The organism is Candidatus Nealsonbacteria bacterium, from assembly GCA_011050465.1.
In the GTDB taxonomy this organism is placed as follows: Bacteria; Patescibacteriota; Minisyncoccia; order Minisyncoccales; family RBG-13-36-15; genus RBG-13-36-15.
The window spans coordinates 197061-215899 of sequence record DRFQ01000001.1 but is presented as its reverse complement, the minus strand read 5'-3'; the positions used below and the strand labels follow the sequence as shown (position 1 = coordinate 215899).

Below are 18839 nucleotides of genomic sequence, written 5' to 3'. Positions count from 1 at the left end.
TCGCAATTAAGAGCGCAAAATTCGTTATATTCATTAGTGGTATATGATAAATCTTTTACCGCCAGAAGAGAGAAAAGAACTTTTAGCCGAAGAGATAAAAAGGTTGGCCATAACCTTGGGTCTTATCGTTTTACTCTCTCTACTTTGTTTAATAATAATCTTGGGTTTTTTGAAAGTATATCTTTTAATCCAAATTGATCTTCAAAAAAATGTCCTGGAATCAATAAAAGAAAAGGGCGAAGATTCTGAGGCCCGGATTATTGAAGAAAAAATCGATAATTCTAATCAAAAACTTGCAAAAATAAACGATTTCTATGAGCAGAAATACGGTTTGGAAAATATTTTAGAAAAATTAATCCAAGCTGTTCCTAAAGAAATATATCTTACCGACCTCTTTTATTCTAAAACCTCCTCACAAATCATTTTGGCCGGTTTCTCTCCTTCGCGGGATTTATTAGTCCAGTTTAAAAAGAATCTTGAACAAAAAGAAGAATTCCAAGCAATATATTTTCCTCCTTCAAACTGGATTGAACCCGTTGATATAGATTTTGCCGGAGTTAAAATTGATTTCGGGCAATGAAAATTTCAAATAAAAAAATTTATATTTCCGGAATTATTGTTGTAATTTTAGTTTTAATATTAATTTTATTTCTTTTGCAAGAAATTAGTAAAAGCTCCCAAGCATTAATTTTGCAGAAAAAAGATTTAATTTCATTTGAGCAAAGAAGAAAGAACCTGGAAAATTTCCGGGAAAAATATAAAACCCATCAGCAAAATTTAGAAAAAATTAATAATTTTTTTGTTGATTCGACCTTACCAATTGAATTTATGGATTTCCTGGAAAAATCTATTCTTAACTCTCAATCTTCAATAAAAATTTCTTTAACCAAAGAAATAACGGAACCAGAACCTGCCCTCTCTTTTAATATCTTATTCTCTGGTTCTTTTTCTAACCTTTTAAAATTGATTGATAAATTAGAAAATAGTCCTTATTTAATCGAAATCACTAATTTAAATGTAAGGAAAATCGCCCAAGAGTCATCGGACAACATTACGGCTAATTTGGAATTAATTGTTTTAGTTAAATGAAAATAAAAAAAATAAGATTTGATAAAATAAAGGTTGTTTTTGGAAAATTGCTCCGAATTTTAGGAGAAAAGGTCTTTTTGACTTTTTTAGGACTTTTAGTTGTGTTTTTAGTTTTTGGCGCTTTCTTGTTTTATAAATATATTTTTTTAGTGGAAAAGGCTCAGCCAGAAATAATAGAAAGTTCTCTTCAATTTGATGAAGGACTTTTCCAAAAAATTTTAGAGAAATCTAGAGACAAACAGAAAAAATTTGAAGAAACCGAAACAAAAAAATACCCCGATCCGTTTACAAAAATAATCATTATCGAAGAAGAACGTTGACCGAATGAATTATTTCAGTTATAATATTAGGGTTCGAATACTGCCCTCATAGTTCAACGGATAGAACACGGACCTTCTAAGTCTGCAATGGGGGTTCGATTCCTCCTGAGGGCACAAATTGTGATGCAAGGTGAGAAATATTTTATGGTGGCTATGGTGTAACGGCAGCACAGCAATCTGTGGCATTGCTAGAGGCGGTTCAAATCCGCTTAGCCACCCAGGCTATTCCCCGCCTTAATTGGCGGGGTTTTTGTTTTGAAGGGAAGGAGGTATAATGAGGAAAGATAATAAACTAACTAAAAAATAAATATATGCCATTCATTACCCAAGGTAAAACTAATTTAACTTATATCTTAATTGTTATTATTCTGGCTATTATTGTTGGTGGAGGAATTTTGGGTTATCAGTATTTGTGGATGCCAAAACAGGAAATTACACCCCCAGAAGTAAAACCACCAGAAGGAATTATTGAAGACGAAACCGCCAATTGGGAGACAGTGGAAATCTTTGGTTGGAACATAAAGTATCCCCCCTCGCCTTATCCTTGTGGGCCAACAGAGGGATATCCCGTATGTATGAATGGTTCTTATTCAAACGATTTGTTTATTGGATCTGGAGGATGGTATAGCACGGAACGCGCGCGCGTATGCGGAACAGATTACGATGACTGCCTAAAAGGAGTTCGCAATTCATTTACGGAACTTGAGTATGAGAAAGAACGCACAATAAATAATGTGAAAGGGAGAGAATTCTTTGGAATATTTTTGGGCACAAAGATAGAAAAAATATTTGTATTCGAAACCCACCAAAGAGATGGAATCCTACAGATTAGACAAACTAATCTTTCTCCGGAATTAGACAGTATCTATGAAAAAATACTTACTACTATTTCTCCCTCTGATTGATTTTAGGTTTTTAGAGTAAAATAGCTCCTAACGCCGTCCAGCCAAAGGAGTCAGATAAATACCCATAAGAGGCTCCAAATCTCTAAGACTTTCCCTAATCTTAACCCAATCCACGGTTCTGAATGCGTCCATTACCTGACCCATCCTCAGCCAAGGCTACGGAATGGCAAGCCTGCCTGCCCCGCCTTAATTGACGGGGTTTTTGTTTTGTAGGGAAGGAGGTATAATGATTTAATGCCTTTCATTACTCAAGGTAAAACTAACTTAACATACATCTTAATTGTTATTGTTCTGGCTGTTATTGTTGGTGGTGGGATTTTGGGTTATTACTATTCCTGGATAAAGGAGCTGGAAGTTAAATTAGCTGAATTGGAATTAAAACTGCCAGAGGTAAAACCGCCAGAAGACGAAACCGTCAATTGGAAAACTTACAGAAATGAAGAATATGGCTTTGAGGTGAAATATCCTTCTGATTTTTACTTCGTTGAGTATGACGATAAAAAACAAATTACTTTTGAATCCAAAAAATGGGAAAATTATCAAGCAAACCACCCTTTTATTAATATTTCAATTTATGAAACTGACCTTTCAGTTAAAGACTGGATAGAGGATAATTTTTCCCCGATTCAATTATCGCAAAAAGGCGATGAGGAAATTGTTTCTGGTGTTCAAAATGAGGTGACTTCAAAAATAGAACATAAAATAATAGCTGGTTCAGATGCAACAATATTTTATTGGTGGGGCGTAAGTGGTGGCGGGGATAATGCTGTATTTAAGAATGGAAATATTTTATATCATCTTCAGCGACATTTAGCTGGGTCTTTGGAAAATCCAGAAGATACTGTTCCAAGAAAACTTTTCGACCAAATGCTTTCTGCTTTTAAGTTTATTGACAAAACCATAGAAGAAAAATTTGATTCTGAAAAGATAGAAAAATTAGTCTCTTTTTATGACTCAAATAGAATTGAGAAAAAGATATTTGTTTATAATACTTTTGATGAAAACGGTCAGATAGCCATTTATTTAACAGACGGGAATCTAACCTGGGATTCAGCGATTAAAATTATTGATATCGTCGGTTCTGATATTCGTAATTCTCCATTTATATCTGCTGGAGTTGGTGAGAAAAAATATATTGTAATAGAACTTCGAGGAAGTGATAATTTAACTTTAGTTATTGCAGATGAGAAGGGTGACCTTATCGTAAAACCCTTTACATCTCTAATATATGAAAACCCCGAATTAAAAGGTTATAATATCTTTTTTGAATACTGGGAAAGCTCAAGCTCTTTTTGGGCAAGAGCCGTATCGTTTGCTGAGGGACCACCACCATTTAAAGTATTAGTTGATGCAAAAACAGGGAAAATAATAGAGAAAAAACCTTTATCTCAATAGGTTTTTAGACTAAAACAAGGTCCTAACGCCGTCCAGCCAAAGGAGTCAGATAAATACCCATAAGAGGCTCCAAATCTCTAAGACTTTCCCTAATCTTAACCCAATCCACGGTTCTGAATGCTGCGTCCATTACCTGACCCATCCTCAGCCAAGGCTACGGAATGGCAAGCCTAGTATTAAAGGAAGAACAAGTCCTCCTTCGTCAAGACTTCCACCTTCAGTAAACCCCGTTAGAAAGGGGGACTTTAAACCCCGCCCTTTCTTAAAACAAGGTGGCGGGATTATATTCATTCCCACCCCAAGGGGTGGGGCTTTCTAGCGGGGTAAACTTTCGGCGGACAAGTCGGACGGACAAATAATCTGGCCTGATTGACCGAATCAAAAAACCCGCCATCTAGACGAGTTTTTAAGATTTTAATTTTTATTCCTTTATTTTTTCTCTTCCAGCCTTACCTTTATGGCTATTGTTTTTCCTTTTCTTAAAACTTTTAAATTTATTTCATCTCCTATTTTGGATTTCTGTAGAATGCCTGACAAGGGGGTTTTCATTGTGATTTTCTCATTTCCCATTTCCAAAATTATATCAAATTCCTGAATGCCGGCTTTATCGGCCGAAGACCCTTTGACTATTGGCGATTCCCCTAAAGTTTCTCGCATTACAAAGGCTCCATAATCTACCGGCAGCTTATTTTTTTTAGAAATTTCTTTACTTAAAATAATGTATCTTACTCCTAAAAATGGAATTATAATTTTTCCGTATTTTTTAACTTCTTCTAAGTCTTTTTTAGCACAATTAATAGGAATAGCAAAGCCAATATTCTGGGCTCCCATAATCATGGCAGTGTTTATACCAATAACTTTTCCTTCAATATCAACCAAAGGTCCCCCTGAGTTCCCAGGATTAATGGCAGCATCTGTCTGGATTAATCCTCTCAAACTTTCGGCCTGAGAAGCTAAACCGCTAAAAGCTGTAATATATCTGCTTAAACCAGAAACAATGCCGGTGCTTATAGTATCGTGGAATTCTCCCAAGGCATTTCCTACCGCTACCACTGTCTGGCCGAGCTCAATTTTACCTGAATCGCCAAGCTCCAAGCAAGGAAGTTCTTTAGCCTTTATTTTTAAAATGGCAATGTCGTTAATTGGATCACGAGCCAAAATCTTGGCTGAATATTTCTTGGTCGGTTCCAAAACAACGGTATATTCAGCTTCGGGGTCAGAAACTACATGCTGGGAAGTTAAAACAAGGCCATCAGAAGAAATGACAAAACCAGATCCCCCGCCAATTTTTGTTCTTTCTTTCCTGCCTTTCTGTATTTTCGGCATAATAACTCCTCCTTCGCCATAAGGCATCAAAAAAAATCCTTCAATTTTTGGCAGGTCTTTGGAAACAACAATGGTAATCACCGCTGGACAAATCCTTTTTGCAATTTCAATTATTGGAGATTTTTCTAACATTACACATCAATTATAACAGAGAGAAAGCTTGTCAACAAGAAAGAAATTTGATATTATAATTTTGAATTTGCCCCCCATGGTTCAACGGACCCCGACACTATAAATGCTTTGCATTTAAGTGCGGGGCAAGTAGAACAATCCGCACCAATATCTCCTCGCAGCTCAATTGGATCCCGCACCAGAACAAGTTCGGTGCGGGGCAAATAGAACGGCTTCGTCCTAAGGAGAAGGTTGGGGAGCCCGCCCCGCCACTTTTGCCCTCGTAGTTCAACGGATTAGAACCGCGGACTCCTAAGCCGCTAATGGAGGTTCGATTCCTCCCGAGGGCATAAAAAGGACGGGGTGAGAACTCCTCCCGGGAAGACATAAAGATATGGTGCACGGCAGGCAAGAGGCTTTTACCCCGCACTGAGCTTGGCTCTAGCGCAAGGCCTAAGTTCGGACTCCTTTCGGGGACACATGGGCCCATGGTATAGGGGTAACACGCGTCCATGGCATGGACGAGTCCGGGGTTCAATTCCCCGTGGGTCCATAGAAATTTAAGAAGAGGTTGCCTCGTACCGAACTTGTTCTGGTGCGGAATCGGGGGTTCGAGTTCCCCCCAAGTCCACAGGCTTCCCCGCCCCCGTTTCGCGAAGGACGGGATTAAATTCAAAAGTTAAAAAACCTTAAATGAGCCAAAACAAACCTCAGAACACTGTTATTGTTGGAGCAGGAATAATCGGTCTTTATTTGGCCTGGCAATTGTCTCAAATTGGCCATAAAGTTACTGTCCTTGAAAAAAAGAGTGGAATCGAAGAAAAAATTTGTTCATCGTTAATATCTGAAAGATTAAGAAGTTTCTTTCCCCTCAACCAATCTTTAATTGAGAACAAGATTAATGCTTGCCTTATTCACTTTCCTAAAAAGACTGTAGCCTTAAATTTAAATCCGACATATTTGGTTATAAATCGCCGAAAACTCACTGAATTCCTTTTTGATCTTGCTCAAAAATCAGGAGTAAAAATTTTATTAGATCAATCGGTTAATGAAATTCCGTCTGGGTTTGATAAGGTTATCGGTTGCGATGGAGCTTTGTCAAAAATAAGAAAAAAACTTTCTTTATCGCAACCCTTTTTCCGACTCGGCCTTCAGTTCTTTTTACCAATCAAAGACTCTTCAGATTATGTCAGGGCTTGGCCGATAAAAGAAGGGTTTTTTTGGAAAATTCCCCGAGGTTCTCATGTTGAATATGGGGCCTTGGGATCTTTGAATTCTATCAAGAAAAAATTTGAAAAATTTTGTCAAAACCAGAAAATAAATTTTCACCAAAGTGAATTGAAGTCAGCCATAGTTCCCCAGAGTTTAATTTTACCGAAAAATAAAAATATTACTCTCTGCGGCGATGCTGCCGGCCTAACCAAACCTTGGTCTGGAGGAGGAATAATTTGGGGGTTAACTGCGGCTAATATTCTAATAAAAAATTTCCCCGATTTTGATAGATATCGCCGTGAAGCCAGTATTTTTTTCCTCCCAAAAATTTTCTTTGGCAAGCTTGCTAAAACGCTGGTTTTCCGTGGCGGGAATAATTTTTCTTTCTTTTTGCCCCGAAAAATATCAATTGATAATGACTTTTTGCTTAATATCTAATGAAAAATCGTCGGCTTCATAAAAGCTTCATTGATACTTCAATACAACTCAGTATTAATCCTAAGCTGGTTAAAGGATTGATTTTCAATTAAAAAAGTGGTATTTTAGATAGATTCGGCGGGATGCCAAAGTGACACCGTAGAAAAATGGTGGGGTGTCTGAGTGGTTTAAAGAGATGGTTTCGAAAACCATTGTAGTCGTGAAGGCTACCGTGAGTTCAAATCTCACCCCCACCGCTTTCTTACGGGGTCGCAAAAAAACCACCATAGTTAAAAGTCATCAAGAGTTCGAACCAGAGCACATAAAATTTATCTTATGTGCTCGGCCGAGCACTAAAGTATTTTAGTGTTTTGGCACTAAAAACTTTTAGTGCTCTGGTCCTTCTCTCGCCGTCCAAATTGAAAAAATAAGTTATATTTTACTACTATGTAAAGCCAATGGAAGATGTTCTGATTTACATTTTAATAGTTCTTGGTTTCTTGATAGTTCTCGTTTTTGGATTGACTGTTTATTGCTTTAAATTGAAGAAAAAGTTTGATTTGTTTTTTAAAAAAGGGGAAGAAGACCTAGAAAAGCTTCTGGCGAGCCAATTGAAGAAATTAGAGGAACAAGAAAAGGATATTAAAAAAATTTCCGAAGAGATTTCAAGACTAAAAGGGCAGTCCCAAAAAAGTTTCCAAAAAATTAGCTTGGTTAGATTTAATCCTTTTAAAAATATCGGAGGTGATCAAAGTTTTTCAATCGCCTTGCTTGATTTAGGCAACAACGGCTTTGTCATAACCTCAATTTATAGCCAAGAAGGAAACCAGGTTTATGCCAAATCGGTGAATAACGGAAAGTCAGAATATCCACTTTCTGAAGAAGAAAAAGAGGCAATCCAAAAAGCCATAGTGGCTTAAATCCTAAATTCGAAATTCTAAACAATATCAAATCATTAAAAACTTAAACGAACAAAGGAGTCTTGAGTTTTGAACATTTGAATTTTGAATTTGTTTCGTTTAATTGTAGGGCAATTACAGCAAGCGAAGCGAGTGGTTTGTATTTCGATATTAGAATTTCGGATTTTTATTCCAATATTATGACTGAAAAACAAAGTGAAAATTTAACAACCCGCCCACCAGTAGTGGTTATTCTGGGTCATGTTGATCATGGCAAAACTTCGATTTTAGACTATATCCGCAAAGATCATGTGGCCGAGAAAGAAGCAGGCGGTATTACTCAACATATTGGAGCTTACGAAATCGAAAAAGATGGTAAAAAAATTACTTTCATTGATACTCCTGGTCATGAAGCTTTTTCGGCTATGAGATCGAGAGGAGCCGGGGTTGCTGATTTAGCTATTCTAGTCATAGATGCCTCAGAAGGAATAAAGACTCAAACTAAAGAAGCACTTTCTTGGATAAAAAAATCAAGCATTCCAATGATTATAGCCTTAAATAAAATCGATAAACCTGGGGCGAATCCAGAAAAGGTTAAACGGGAATTATCTCAGGAAGGCGTTTTAGTTGAATCAATGGGAGGAAAAATTCCTTCGGTCGAATTGTCTGCTAAAACTGGTCAGAACATTGAAGAGCTTTTGGAGGTAATTCTATTAATAGCTGAAATAGAAGTATTAAAAGGAGACTTAGGAAAATCAGCCGAAGGCATGGTAATTGAGGCCTATTTAGACAATCAGAGAGGTCCGATGGCAACTCTACTTTTAAGCAATGGGGTATTAAGGGTAGGTGATAATATTGCTACTTCTTCTGTTTTGGGTAAAATTAAAATTTTGGAAGATTTCCGAAACAGACCAATCACAGAAGCTTTTCCTTCAATGCCGGTTATTATCTTGGGTTTTGAAGAGGTTCCCCGGGTGGGAGAAAAATTTAAAATATTTCCAAATATAGAGTTAGCTCAAGAATATCTCAAAAAGAAAGAAAAGAAAAAAGAAGAACCGCCCGTATTTTTTATTACTCCAGAAAAAAAGGTTTTAAATTTAATTTTAAAGGCCGACGCCGTTGGTTCTCTAGAAGCAATTGATGGTCTTTTGAAAAATCTTCCTCAGGAGAAAGTTATTCTAAGAATGCTAAAAAAAGAGGTTGGAGAAATTCATGAGTCTGATATCAAATTAGCTAAATCAAGTAAGGCCAAAATTTTAGGTTTCCGTATAAAAATAAATCCTATTGCAAAACAGTTGGCAGAAAGAGAGAAAATAAAAATTATGAATTTCGAAATAATTTATGAATTATCGCAAGGAATAAGACAAGTTATGGAAAGACGATTAGAGTCCAAGGCTATCAGAACCGACCTTGGAAAAGTTAAGATTTTAATTGTTTTCAAAACAGAGAAGAATCGTCAAATTATCGGCGGGAGAGTAATCGAAGGGAAAGTAAAAAAAGGAGGGCTAATTGAAGTCTTTCGATCAACCTCTGCGGGAAAAGGTGTAGAAGAAGAAAAAATTGGCAAGGGGAAATTACTTAATCTTCAAAAAAACAAAAAAGATATTGACCAATGCGCAAGAGGAGAGGAATGCGGGATACTGTTTGAGGGAGATATTAAGGTCGAGAGTGGAGATATTCTGTTAATTTATACCGAAGAAAGGCAGAAGGGAGAACTATAAAAATGTCTAAACGTATTCAACGCCTTAACGAACTTGTCAAGAGAGAGGTTGCTCGGCTTCTACTGAAAGAAATTGAATTTCCAAAAGATGTTTTGGTAACTGTCACTAGGGTTCAAATCTCAACTGGTTTAAGTCAGGCCAAAATTTATATTAGCGTTATCCCGGAAAAATATTTTTCAAAGATTTTCCAGATACTAAACAAAAATGTTTCTTTTCTTCAAAATAAAATTAATCAACTATTAATTATAAGAAAAGTGCCGAAAATAACATTCGTTGAGGAGGAAAAAACCCGAGAAGCAGCTAGAATTGAAGAGCTTTTAGAAAAAGTTGAGAAAAACGGTTAAAAGAAAATACAAACCAGTCGTCGCTTCGCTCCTCCTTGTAATTGCTACCGCAATTAAGCAAACCAGTCGTCGCTTCGCTCCTCCTTGTAATTGCTACCGCAATTAATAAAAAAATACTAAAATAAATGTTGGCCTGGTAGCCAAGTAGCTAAGGCGAGGGTCTGCAAAACCCTTATACGCGGGTGCAATTCCCGCCCAGGCCTCAAGGTTTTGCCGAGGTGGTGAAATTAGCAGACACGCAAGACTTAAAATCTTGTGGAGGTAATCCCTCCTTGCGGGTGCAAGTCCCGCCCTCGGCACCAAAAAAACCCGCACCGTGTGGTGCGGGCTTTTTTATCTTATTAAAAAATCTTCTTATCCTTCCTCGATTATCTCCATCTCAGCCAACTTAACGCCAAATTGTTTCGCCTCCCAATGAGAAGAATGCCAAATATCAACCTGATAACCTTTTCTAGGGTTCATTCTATCTTCAACAACAAAAATTTTATCACCATAAAGAGAAGAAAGTCTAATTTTTGTCCCGAAAGGCAAGATATTGGTGGCCACAATACCATCTCTAACCATAGATCCTGAAGCTGTCAAATAAGGAGTATCATCTGTTTCCCAGGGAGAACTTGAATAAGCTGTAACCACAACCTTTATTGTCCTTGCCACTTTAATTTCTCTAACTAAAAGAGGATTTACAGGCGGCAAAAGGCTATTTCCTTGAATAATAGTGGATTTAGAGAAAACAAAATTTTCCTCTAAAGATGCTTTAAAGTTAACCTCGTCTTTTTGACTAGCCAATAAAGGAAAGAATCCTAATAAATAAATAACTATTAGAAAAATCAGGCTATTTACCATCAATTTTTTGCTTAAAATAGGAAGTTTTTCTGAGTTTTTATCCATTTTAAAACCCCTTAAAGGGGTTGTATCATAATAGCCTATCCTGTAATGATTGTCAAGGGTTTTAGCTTGATTGGTGGTTAGTCCTTTGGTCTTTGGGGCGGGTGATGGGAATGCTCACCCCGTACCAATCCCGATAGGTATTGTGAATTTTTAGGGGCTGTAAGGCGAAGCCGCCTATCGACTCAAGCCGTTGTAACTCCAATACAACAACCCAGGATTGGTACAGAACCCCCGCCCCTTCTTTATAAGCGGGTGATGGGAGTCGAACCCACCTCGCTGCCTTGGCAAGGCAGTGTAATGGCCACTATACGACACCCGCACTTCGCAGATAATCTTCTCAGTATAAACTAGAATTTGCCTTGAAAGAAGTGAAAGATTAGTCTCTCTTTCTTTTCTCTCCGCCATTCTTTTATTTCTTTTTCTCTCTGGGCTGCTTCTATTCTTGGTTTAAATTTCTCCCAATAAACCAACCTTATTGGAAATTTATTCTTTGTAAAGCCTTTTTTTTCTGAATTGTGTTCATTAATTCGTTTTTTTAAGCTCCAGGTAATTTTTGTATATAAAGAGTCATCTTTGCAATGAATTCAATATACAAAACAGCCCATATTTTTAGTTTTGTAAAAGTTTACACCGAGGAGCGAAGCGACGAGGTGCCGCGGGTGGGAATCGAACCCACTACCCCTTCTTTTTCAGAGAAGTGCTACTACCAATGAGCTACCGCGGCCTGGTGGACGTGTCAGGATCAGAGCACCGAAGTACAACCTTCGGTTGACTACGGGACAGGCCCGAAACCTTCCCGCCCCTTTTATTTTTATGGGCAGCAGAGGACTCGAACCTCTAACCTCTTGGATGTAAACCAAACGCTCTAACCATTGAGCTAGCTGCCCAAAAGGGCGGGGCGCTCTTAATCCGCCTAAGTCTTGCTCCGCAAAATTTTGGCGGGTAGACCAGTTGAGCTACACGCCCCGTTAGAAGTTCTGGTAATTAAGGAAATTTCCATAGAAAAATAGTTTCGAAAAAACTTTAGTAATAGTCAAATTTCACACAACTTCTAACGGGGCACGCCCTTATTATAATTCTTTTTCTGTTATAACCTTAATTTTATTCTTTCTCAACAAAGTTGTTGTTATTCCATTTCCTTTTATTAATTTCCCAGAAAAAGACCCATCATATACCAATCCTAAGCCGCAAGAAGGACTTTTGGATTTCAGGATTGCCTCTCTTATTTTTAAGTTTTTGGTAATTTTTAAAACCTCTTTAGCTCCTTTATTAAAATTTTTGGTTACATCTTTTCCGTTTTTTGTTAAAACTTTACCCGATTTTTTAATTTCAGCCGGCTCTCTGGGAATAGATAGTCCCCCGAGTTGTTCAGGGCAAACTGGCATTAACTCTCTTTTTTTAAAAAGCTTGAGACATTTTCGATCAAGTTTTGATTTCCCATCGTATCGGCAATTTACACCAATAAGACAAGCTGAGACTAATTTCACCCCCACACCAAACGAGCTTATATTTTAAGATAAAATAACATCATCCTAAAAGTTTTACTCGCTGTTGTTTAATTTATTCTGTTGAATTCATCCCCAATACTATAATTCACTGTGCGAAGCACAAAGCTCGTTATGGTGTGGGGGTTCATATTTCGTGCCCAGGGGGAGATTTGAACTCCCACGAGCTAATGCTCACTAGCACCTCAAGCTAGCCTGTCTACCAGTTCCAGCACCTGGGCTTATTCTTCTTTTTTGAGTCCGGCTTTAGATTCTGCTCCGGGATTATTGTCAGCTGTTTTCTCTTCGTTTACCCCTTCAGATGGCTCTTCCTCCGGCATCACTTCAGTAAACTCTTTCGTCTTTAATCTTGCCTTCTTTCCTTTGGCTTCTCTCAAATAATAAAGCTTAGCCCTTCTAACTTTTCCTCTTTTTAAAATCTCTATTTTTTCAATCGCGGGGGAATGAATGGGAAAAATTTTTTCTACGCCAATACCAGAAACAACTTTTCTAACAGTAATTGTTGCCCCTGCTTCTTTTCCATGCTTTCTAGCCAAAACCAAACCTTCAAAAGTTTGAACTCTTTCTTGGTCTTTTTCTTTTATCTTTTGATAAACTGCAACTGTATCGCCCGGCCTAATATCTGGTAAATTCTTCTTAAGAAAAGATTGTAAAACAGTTTTTAATTTTTCCATGTTTTAATTCTAATCATTACTTTATATTTTGGCAAGCCAATTAAGCATTGCTCAACTTATCTAGTACTTTTTCTAAATCTTCGGTTAAAGGTAAATGAAACTCTTTCATCTGACCACTGGGTAATTTAACTTTTAGGTCACTGGCGTGTAAAAATTGACGAGTGAGCCCCCGGGGAGTTGGTTGTCTTTTGAATCCATAAATTTTATCACCAGCAACCGGATGGCCCAGATGAGCAAAATGTACTCGAATTTGATGTTTTCTGCCGGTTTCAGGGAAAACCTCAACTAAAGTATAATTGTTTGCCTCGTCAGATAAGATTTTTAATACTCTATATTCAGTAATTGCTCTTCTCATTCCTTTTCTTTTAGATTGTGGTTCGTGCATTAAAAATGCTCTTTGCCTTTTTCTGTCTTTTGGGTCTCTTGCAATTAAAGTTTCGATTATTCCCTGATTATTTTTAATTTTTCCAACAACTAAGGCAAGATATTTTTTCTTAATTTTTCTCTCTTTGAAAGATTTTTTTAAAAATTCGAAGCTCTTTTTATTTCTCGCAACCAAGATCAAGCCCGAAGTATCTTTATCTAAACGATGTAAAATACCGGCCCTTTCATTTACTTTTTCAAGTTCGGGAAAAAGATTCAAAAGATCTTCCAAAAGAGTACCGAGCCGATGAGTCTCATCTGGAATTATTATCTGACCGGGCGGTTTTTCAACCACTAAAATATTCTTGTCTTCAAAAATAATATTTAGTTTCTTCCTTTTTTCCATCTTTAACCGTTGATAGATCGGAAATAAATTCTCTGATATCCCAGAGAACCAAGAAATAATGTGGGCGTATCCCGACTCGAACGGGAAACCTTCTCGATGTCACCGAGACGCTCTAACCAGTTGAGCTATACGCCCTCCTCATTGCGCTCAACATAAACACCAAGGAAACTTCTTATTTCCGTTGTGCGCGTGGGTGGACCAGGACACCGAAGCACTAAAATACTTCAGTGCTCTGGCTCGAACCCCATACTAAAACATGCGCGTGCCAGGACTCGAACCTGGAAACCGCCGAGGTATAAGCTCGGAGCTCTAACCAGTTGAGCTACACGCGCTTAATTTTATCTATTTCACTTCTTTTATTTTTAAACGAGGAATTGTAATCTTCTTCTCTTTTTTACTTCTTTTTTCTCCTTCTTTGATTAATTGTTCGAATTCTTCTTTTTCGATAGTTTCCTTCTCAATCAAAGCCTCGGCGAGCCTATCTAATAATTTTCTCTTTCTGGTCAGGATTTTTTTGGCTGTTTTTTGAGCGTCTTCAAGGAATTTTGCCACTTCTTTATCAATCTTAGCCGCTACTTCCTCAGAATAATTTCTCTGCTCGCCCAATTCTCTCCCCAAAAATATTAATTCCTCTTTTTCTCCGAAAGAAATAGGGCCAAAAGATGACATCCCATACTCTTTAACTAATTTCCTGGCCAACATAGAGGCCATTTCCAAGTCATTGCTGGCGCCGGTAGTAATTTCTTTAAATTTTACTTGCTCTGCGCAATAACCTCCAAGTAAAGATGCTAAATCGGCCAAAAATTCAGATTTAGTCTTCATCCTCCTTTCTTCTTTTGGCATTTTTAAAATGTAGCCTGCAGCTATCCCTCTGGCTATAATTGAAATTTTTCTGATAGGATCTGTCCCTGACAGAGAAATTGACACTAAGGCATGGCCAATCTCGTGATAAGCAGCGATTTTTTTTTCTTTTTTAGATAAAACGTGGCTTTTCCTTTCTGGTCCTAAAAGCACTTTTTCAATTGATTCTAAAAATTCTTGCTGATAGACCTGGTTCTTGTCTCTCCTGGCAGCTAAAATAGTAGCTTCATTAACTAAATTAGCCAGGTCGGCTCCTGAAAAGCCAGGAGTGCGTTCTGCAATTTCTCTTAAATTGACGCCTGGAACCAATGGTTTCCCCCGACAATGAATTTTTAAAATTTCTTCTCTGTCATTAATGTCCGGTAGGTCTAAAATTATTCTGCGATCAAAACGGCCCGGCCTTAAGAGAGCAGGGTCGAGGACGTCAGGGCGATTGGTTGCTGCAAAGATTAAAACCGTACTTTCTCTCTCGAATCCATCCATTTCTACTAAAATTTGATTTAAAGTCTGTTCTCTTTCATCATGCCCTCCGCCGATTCCTGACCCTCTAACTCGGCCAATGGCATCTAATTCATCTATAAAAATAATACTCGGCTGGCGTTTTTTCGCCATAGCAAAAAGATCTCTTGTTCTGGCTGCTCCCACTCCGACAAAAAGCTCAACTAATTCTGATCCTGCGATCGAAAAGAAAGGAACACCGGCTTCAGAAGCCACTGCCCTGGCAAGTAAAGTTTTTCCTGATCCCGGCGGCCCCATTAACAAAACCCCTCTGGGGATTTTTGCTCCCATCTTTAAAAATTTTTGGGGATGCTTTAAAAAATCAACAATTTCTATCAGCTCTTCTTTGGCTTCCTGAAGGCCAGCCACGTCTTTGAAGGTGACTTTTTCTTTGGACTGGCCTTCAGCTCCAAATAATCTGGCCTTAGCCTTGGTGAAATCAAAAGCCTGCATTGCTCCTGTTTTGGCCTGGCGGAAAATAAACCAGAAAAAGAATAAAAATAACAAAAGAGGGAATAAGAATATTGAGATAGGCCCCAGCCAGAACAAAATTCCCCTATCCTCTTTTATCTCTATCTCAACTTTAGCTAACTTTTCCTGATTCACTCCTAAGTTGATTAAAGTACCGGATAAATCTGATTCTATCTCCTTTTTGGTTTCAGCTTTTAAGTCGCCATCTTTGTATAAAATCGAAACATTATTGCCAATAACTGTAATTTTTTTAATCTTTTCCTGATTAATGTCTTCGATCAACTGGCTTAAAGAAACTTCTTCTTTTTTTTCAAAGGGTTGGACAAATAAAGTAAAAACTGCTGAGATAAACACAAAAATAAGAATAATCCAAAGAAAATTTTGAAATAGTTTTCTCATAGCGTTCTTTTGAATTGCACCGTGATTTCTCATAACTCGAGTATAGCAAAAATTAAAGCGAATTTCAAGCCCCGCATCAGAATAAAACATGCTGCGGGGCACAGTCCCGTACCGAAACGAAGTTTCTGGTCCGGGACAAGGAAAACCCCCACACCAAACGAGGATATGCAAATTCGTGAAACGAATCCGCTCGCCATCAAGCTTTTAAAGGCTTGATGGAAACTCGTTATGGTGTGGGGGAAAATAAAGAGCCCTGGCATGGATGAGTGCCACGCCAGGGCCTTTTTCGCTGCGGGTCTGCAATGGTTAGCTACTAGCCGTTGGTTTTGCCGTTGAGCTGGGCAGCCTTCATGGTCTGCCCGTAGATGGCCCGGAGAACTGCCCGCAAAGGCTGCGGACAACCCCCGAACTGCTCGCCCTCGGGATACTCGCCAGAACAAGCCTCAAAAAAGTCTCCGAGGTGATCAGGAACCTGAACCAGACGAATGAACATCTGGTCACCTTCTTCTCCCTCCTGACTGAACCTCTCTACAGAGAAGAACAGATTGGGACGCCGGTTAACCTTCTCCTCGTCTGGAACCAGCTCCTCCCAGATCCCTCGGTACTCCGCCAGACAGATGCCTGGTTTGTCCTCCAGGAAAAACTCTGAGGGAGTGACGGTTACCAGGATGGCCATCTCATCCTTAACGGCCTGAAGCTGCCGTGTCTCCTCCGCGGCACGGAGTCCGCGCTGCAAAAGGTGCCAGAGAAGCTGAATCTTCTTGGCCATCTCTATGGGAAGCTCCTTGATGAAAGGAGGGGTCTCCCAACTCAGGAAATCCCTGAAGAGATGAACCTTGAGTTCCTTGGCCTCCTGAACAGACGCCTGGATATTACCGGTGGCGGCCAAAGGAAAAATCTTCTGGCCGTCGCTCTTGACCTGGAGAGTGCCGCCACCTCGCCAGGCTATAATACTGTCTGTCGTAAGGTTCACGATCGGCTCTGGCGGGATGCCGATCGTGAAGATGCCGGGCTTGCCTTCGAGAAACTCCTCCACCGAGAGCTCGCTCTGCTTCATAAGCTCTCGGGCCTCGTCGGTCCGGGCCTTCCCTGTGGCCTCCCAAGCCCTCTGCCGGCATTGCCGGTAGAGGCTCGAAACCTCCCACATTTCTGGATCTCCGAACTGGGCCTCGTCGGAAAAGGCGTAGGCCGGCTCTGGCTCATCGGCCTTATCCTTATAGCCCTTGATGGGGCCATCGGTCGTCTCAACGAGACGACCCTCTGCGACCAAACGAGAGAGAAGACCCTTCACCTCTTCCCGGTTTTTGAGCTCTTGAGAGAACTCAAAATCGAAGAGACCGAGCCAGGCTGCCCGCCTGTAAGCCGGCATTTCTTCCTCTTTGAGGAAACGATTAAGCTTCCTCTCAGCCTCAGCCACCGCTGGCGCTCTGATCTCCTGGAGTTCCCGCGAACCCCGGGCGACCTGGCTCAACGCGGCCAAAGTGGCCTTTACCCAGGTTCTAACCTTCTCGGCCCCCTCCCGGACTTTGTCGGCCACCGTCTCGTCAGCGAGCAAGGTGCTGCTGACGTCCGGCAGCTTAGGAGAGGGAACCAACCCCGCCTCCTCCTCGACTACGGAGTCATCGTTGGAACCGTGCCGGGAGTTGTCCGGGAGATCTTCTTCCGGGCCGAACTGATCTGGGTCTAGCTCATGGAGACGAATACCCTTTTGTCTTGCCATCTGACTTTCCCTTTCTTCCTTACAGAAATGAAACAAACATGGTAAATCCCGCAGCGAATTGCAAAAGAACAATATTATAATTATAACAAAATAAGGAAATTTGTCAAGAGCAATTTTATAAATAAAAGGGCAGCGAGATTGCTCTCGCTGCCTACTTGCTACGCATTTATAAATACCCACTATTCAGTGGGTGAATAAAAGAAAATCCTGTCGGCCAACGTGATCAGTTCTGTTGCTAATGATTGCTGTGAAGCAGTCGCAATAATGATTTTCAGTCCTTTTCGGGTGGCTCGTCGAACCAAAGGGCCAAAGTCTTTGTCTCCGCTCCCCAGGCATAGATGGGTTATATTAAGCTCATCAATAGCTCTCTGACCGAATCTGATCAAGGTCTCGTCCGTTGTGTCTATTTGTTCTCCTGCTTTGTCTCTTACTTTCGGACAAACTATAATGAAAAAGCCTGCCCGGTAAAGGTCCTCTCCATAGATGCTGGCCAGATGAGGCGGCAAAAAAATAAAGACATCAACAATTTCGCCTATTTCTCTGGCGATTTCTTTGACAATCCGGTCAAATCCCGCCAAAAAAGAAAGATCTTCTGGCGAAGGCAACTGCTTAAGATTCTTCAGGATATTTTCAAAATCTATCAAAAAAAGAACTCTATTTCTCTTGGGCCTTCTAAAGAACACGAGCTTCCTCCTATTCTACTGAATGATAAGTAATTGTTAAGGTCCTATTATTGTCGCATCGGTTTTTTAATTATATCACCAATAAAAAATTTGTCAAGAAAAATTAAGGTTTAGCTAACCGTATTTTGGAGATGACGAATTTTGGCTTTTTTTAAAATGGGATTAATTCTTATTGAAATTATATCAATCTGCCATTTTGTGTCTAAGGGAATTTTCTTTTCTAAAAGAAAACTTTCAGCTGCTTTTTTTATCTTTTTTTGTTTTAAAAAATTAACTTTATCTTCTGGCAAAAATTGCTTGCCCTGAACCTGCCGAAGGGTTTTTACTTCAAAAAAAATAATTGTATCTGCTTTTTTAGCCACAATGTCAATTTCTTTTCTGTCGAATGAAGCCCATCTGGGAATATAATTTTCAGCTAAAATTTGGTAGCCTTTGGTTTTCAAATAATCAATGGCGATTTTCTCTCCCAAATCTCCCAATTTTTTCGTTGAAAAACCCATATTTAAAAACTGGTGCCCTTCTCCGCCTCCTCCTTCGCATAAAGCTACGGAGGACAAGAGGGCTTCGGAGGACACTTCTTCGCTCTTATATCTGTGCTTGGCACCCTTCGCTAAAGCTACGCGAAGCCCCGC

Annotated in this window: 18 protein-coding genes, 13 tRNA genes and 1 pseudogene; 16 read left to right on the top strand and 16 right to left on the bottom strand. The window is 39.3% G+C overall.

Annotation, left to right across the window (positions count from 1 at the left end):
• Nucleotides 1-43: 43 nt before the first annotated feature.
• From ENH66_01165 to ENH66_01135, 7 genes are all read left to right on the top strand, one after another.
• On the top strand, nucleotides 44-580 hold the full coding sequence (locus tag ENH66_01165; GenBank protein HDZ54294.1) for a hypothetical protein: 537 nt from the start codon (nucleotides 44-46) through the stop codon (nucleotides 578-580).
• Nucleotides 577-1089, top strand: a complete 513-nt coding sequence (locus ENH66_01160) for a hypothetical protein (GenBank protein HDZ54293.1) — start codon at nucleotides 577-579, stop codon at nucleotides 1087-1089. Before ENH66_01165 ends, ENH66_01160 begins: the two co-directional genes overlap by 4 nt.
• Nucleotides 1086-1409 (top strand): hypothetical protein, encoded by a 324-nt coding sequence (locus ENH66_01155; GenBank protein HDZ54292.1) that lies wholly within the window; start codon nucleotides 1086-1088, stop codon nucleotides 1407-1409. Before ENH66_01160 ends, ENH66_01155 begins: the two co-directional genes overlap by 4 nt.
• 42 nt (nucleotides 1410-1451) lie before the next feature.
• Nucleotides 1452-1526: transfer RNA gene (locus ENH66_01150), tRNA-Arg, on the top strand.
• Nucleotides 1527-1556: 30 nt separating this feature from the next.
• Nucleotides 1557-1629: transfer RNA gene (locus ENH66_01145), tRNA-His, on the top strand.
• Nucleotides 1630-1720: 91 nt separating this feature from the next.
• On the top strand, nucleotides 1721-2314 hold the full coding sequence (locus tag ENH66_01140; protein ID HDZ54291.1) for a hypothetical protein: 594 nt from the start codon (nucleotides 1721-1723) through the stop codon (nucleotides 2312-2314).
• Nucleotides 2315-2548: 234 nt separating this feature from the next.
• Nucleotides 2549-3709 (top strand): hypothetical protein, encoded by a 1161-nt coding sequence (locus tag ENH66_01135; GenBank protein ID HDZ54290.1) that lies wholly within the window; start codon nucleotides 2549-2551, stop codon nucleotides 3707-3709.
• A gap of 429 nt (nucleotides 3710-4138) precedes the next feature.
• On the opposite strand, the gene ENH66_01130 is transcribed toward ENH66_01135, so the two are convergent.
• Nucleotides 4139-5167, bottom strand: coding sequence for a trypsin-like serine protease (locus ENH66_01130; protein ID HDZ54289.1), 1029 nt, complete (start codon nucleotides 5165-5167; stop codon nucleotides 4139-4141).
• A 256-nt stretch (nucleotides 5168-5423) separates the two neighbouring features.
• Between ENH66_01130 and ENH66_01125 the strand changes: the two genes are divergently transcribed.
• The 9 genes from ENH66_01125 (at nucleotide 5424) to ENH66_01085 (ending at nucleotide 10041) form a co-directional block, all read left to right on the top strand.
• Nucleotides 5424-5496, top strand: a tRNA-Arg gene (locus ENH66_01125).
• A 132-nt stretch (nucleotides 5497-5628) separates the two neighbouring features.
• A tRNA-Ala gene (locus ENH66_01120) sits at nucleotides 5629-5699 on the top strand.
• Nucleotides 5700-5839: 140 nt separating this feature from the next.
• Nucleotides 5840-6796: an FAD-dependent oxidoreductase gene (locus ENH66_01115; protein ID HDZ54288.1), complete on the top strand. Its 957-nt coding sequence runs from the start codon at nucleotides 5840-5842 to the stop codon at nucleotides 6794-6796.
• Nucleotides 6797-6944: 148 nt separating this feature from the next.
• Nucleotides 6945-7032, top strand: a tRNA-Ser gene (locus tag ENH66_01110).
• 201 nt (nucleotides 7033-7233) lie between these two features.
• Complete coding sequence (locus ENH66_01105; protein HDZ54287.1) at nucleotides 7234-7695, top strand: DUF4446 family protein; 462 nt, start codon at nucleotides 7234-7236, stop codon at nucleotides 7693-7695.
• Nucleotides 7696-7874: 179 nt separating this feature from the next.
• Nucleotides 7875-9395 carry a translation initiation factor IF-2 gene (gene infB, locus ENH66_01100; GenBank protein HDZ54286.1) on the top strand — a complete coding sequence of 507 codons (1521 nt, stop codon included), beginning with the start codon at nucleotides 7875-7877 and terminating at the stop codon, nucleotides 9393-9395.
• Nucleotides 9396-9397: 2 nt separating this feature from the next.
• On the top strand, nucleotides 9398-9739 hold the full coding sequence (gene rbfA, locus ENH66_01095; protein HDZ54285.1) for a 30S ribosome-binding factor RbfA: 342 nt from the start codon (nucleotides 9398-9400) through the stop codon (nucleotides 9737-9739).
• A 130-nt stretch (nucleotides 9740-9869) separates the two neighbouring features.
• Nucleotides 9870-9945 (top strand) — tRNA-Cys (locus ENH66_01090).
• A gap of 6 nt (nucleotides 9946-9951) precedes the next feature.
• A tRNA-Leu gene (locus ENH66_01085) sits at nucleotides 9952-10041 on the top strand.
• Nucleotides 10042-10093: 52 nt separating this feature from the next.
• Here ENH66_01085 and ENH66_01080 read toward each other — a convergent pair.
• The 15 genes and pseudogenes from ENH66_01080 to ENH66_01010 all read right to left on the bottom strand — a co-directional run bounded on the left by ENH66_01080 (nucleotide 10094) and on the right by ENH66_01010 (nucleotide 18782).
• Nucleotides 10094-10627 (bottom strand): hypothetical protein, encoded by a 534-nt coding sequence (locus ENH66_01080; protein HDZ54284.1) that lies wholly within the window; start codon nucleotides 10625-10627, stop codon nucleotides 10094-10096.
• 247 nt (nucleotides 10628-10874) lie between these two features.
• Nucleotides 10875-10946: transfer RNA gene (locus ENH66_01075), tRNA-Gly, on the bottom strand.
• Between the two features lie 28 nt (nucleotides 10947-10974).
• Nucleotides 10975-11232, bottom strand: a pseudogene (locus ENH66_01070) (GIY-YIG nuclease family protein).
• A 43-nt stretch (nucleotides 11233-11275) separates the two neighbouring features.
• Nucleotides 11276-11351, bottom strand: a tRNA-Phe gene (locus tag ENH66_01065).
• Nucleotides 11352-11441: 90 nt separating this feature from the next.
• Nucleotides 11442-11514, bottom strand: a tRNA-Val gene (locus tag ENH66_01060).
• Nucleotides 11515-11697: 183 nt separating this feature from the next.
• Complete coding sequence (locus ENH66_01055; protein HDZ54283.1) at nucleotides 11698-12114, bottom strand: DUF523 domain-containing protein; 417 nt, start codon at nucleotides 12112-12114, stop codon at nucleotides 11698-11700.
• A 152-nt stretch (nucleotides 12115-12266) separates the two neighbouring features.
• Nucleotides 12267-12353, bottom strand: a tRNA-Leu gene (locus ENH66_01050).
• A complete protein-coding gene (locus ENH66_01045; protein ID HDZ54282.1) occupies nucleotides 12354-12806 on the bottom strand; it encodes a 50S ribosomal protein L19 in 453 nt (150 codons plus the stop codon).
• A 40-nt stretch (nucleotides 12807-12846) separates the two neighbouring features.
• Nucleotides 12847-13575: an RluA family pseudouridine synthase gene (locus ENH66_01040; GenBank protein HDZ54281.1), complete on the bottom strand. Its 729-nt coding sequence runs from the start codon at nucleotides 13573-13575 to the stop codon at nucleotides 12847-12849.
• A gap of 61 nt (nucleotides 13576-13636) precedes the next feature.
• Nucleotides 13637-13710 (bottom strand) — tRNA-Val (locus ENH66_01035).
• A 122-nt stretch (nucleotides 13711-13832) separates the two neighbouring features.
• A tRNA-Ile gene (locus tag ENH66_01030) sits at nucleotides 13833-13907 on the bottom strand.
• Between the two features lie 10 nt (nucleotides 13908-13917).
• The gene (locus tag ENH66_01025; GenBank protein HDZ54280.1) at nucleotides 13918-15804 is read right to left on the bottom strand and encodes an ATP-dependent metallopeptidase FtsH/Yme1/Tma family protein; all 1887 of its coding nucleotides are present in this window, start codon (nucleotides 15802-15804) and stop codon (nucleotides 13918-13920) included.
• 313 nt (nucleotides 15805-16117) lie between these two features.
• Nucleotides 16118-17524 carry a hypothetical protein gene (locus ENH66_01020; protein ID HDZ54279.1) on the bottom strand — a complete coding sequence of 469 codons (1407 nt, stop codon included), beginning with the start codon at nucleotides 17522-17524 and terminating at the stop codon, nucleotides 16118-16120.
• Between the two features lie 179 nt (nucleotides 17525-17703).
• Nucleotides 17704-18207, bottom strand: a complete 504-nt coding sequence (locus tag ENH66_01015) for an NYN domain-containing protein (protein ID HDZ54278.1) — start codon at nucleotides 18205-18207, stop codon at nucleotides 17704-17706.
• A gap of 110 nt (nucleotides 18208-18317) precedes the next feature.
• A complete protein-coding gene (locus tag ENH66_01010; GenBank protein ID HDZ54277.1) occupies nucleotides 18318-18782 on the bottom strand; it encodes a YraN family protein in 465 nt (154 codons plus the stop codon).
• Nucleotides 18783-18839 lie beyond the last annotated feature (57 nt).

Bases quoted from the DNA above. Each gene is read 5' to 3' on its own strand.
- ENH66_01165 (HDZ54294.1), top strand. From the start codon at position 44: ATGATAAATCTTTTACCGCCAGAAGAGAGAAAAGAACTTTTAGCCGAA.
- ENH66_01160 (HDZ54293.1), top strand. From the start codon at position 577: ATGAAAATTTCAAATAAAAAAATTTATATTTCCGGAATTATTGTTGTA.
- ENH66_01155 (HDZ54292.1), top strand. From the start codon at position 1,086: ATGAAAATAAAAAAAATAAGATTTGATAAAATAAAGGTTGTTTTTGGA.
- ENH66_01140 (HDZ54291.1), top strand. From the start codon at position 1,721: ATGCCATTCATTACCCAAGGTAAAACTAATTTAACTTATATCTTAATT.
- ENH66_01135 (HDZ54290.1), top strand. From the start codon at position 2,549: ATGCCTTTCATTACTCAAGGTAAAACTAACTTAACATACATCTTAATT.
- ENH66_01130 (HDZ54289.1), bottom strand. From the start codon at position 5,167: ATGTTAGAAAAATCTCCAATAATTGAAATTGCAAAAAGGATTTGTCCA.
- ENH66_01115 (HDZ54288.1), top strand. From the start codon at position 5,840: ATGAGCCAAAACAAACCTCAGAACACTGTTATTGTTGGAGCAGGAATA.
- ENH66_01105 (HDZ54287.1), top strand. From the start codon at position 7,234: ATGGAAGATGTTCTGATTTACATTTTAATAGTTCTTGGTTTCTTGATA.
- infB (HDZ54286.1), top strand. From the start codon at position 7,875: ATGACTGAAAAACAAAGTGAAAATTTAACAACCCGCCCACCAGTAGTG.
- rbfA (HDZ54285.1), top strand. From the start codon at position 9,398: ATGTCTAAACGTATTCAACGCCTTAACGAACTTGTCAAGAGAGAGGTT.
- ENH66_01080 (HDZ54284.1), bottom strand. From the start codon at position 10,627: ATGGATAAAAACTCAGAAAAACTTCCTATTTTAAGCAAAAAATTGATG.
- ENH66_01045 (HDZ54282.1), bottom strand. From the start codon at position 12,806: ATGGAAAAATTAAAAACTGTTTTACAATCTTTTCTTAAGAAGAATTTA.
- ENH66_01040 (HDZ54281.1), bottom strand. From the start codon at position 13,575: ATGGAAAAAAGGAAGAAACTAAATATTATTTTTGAAGACAAGAATATT.
- ENH66_01025 (HDZ54280.1), bottom strand. From the start codon at position 15,804: ATGAGAAAACTATTTCAAAATTTTCTTTGGATTATTCTTATTTTTGTG.
- ENH66_01020 (HDZ54279.1), bottom strand. From the start codon at position 17,524: ATGGCAAGACAAAAGGGTATTCGTCTCCATGAGCTAGACCCAGATCAG.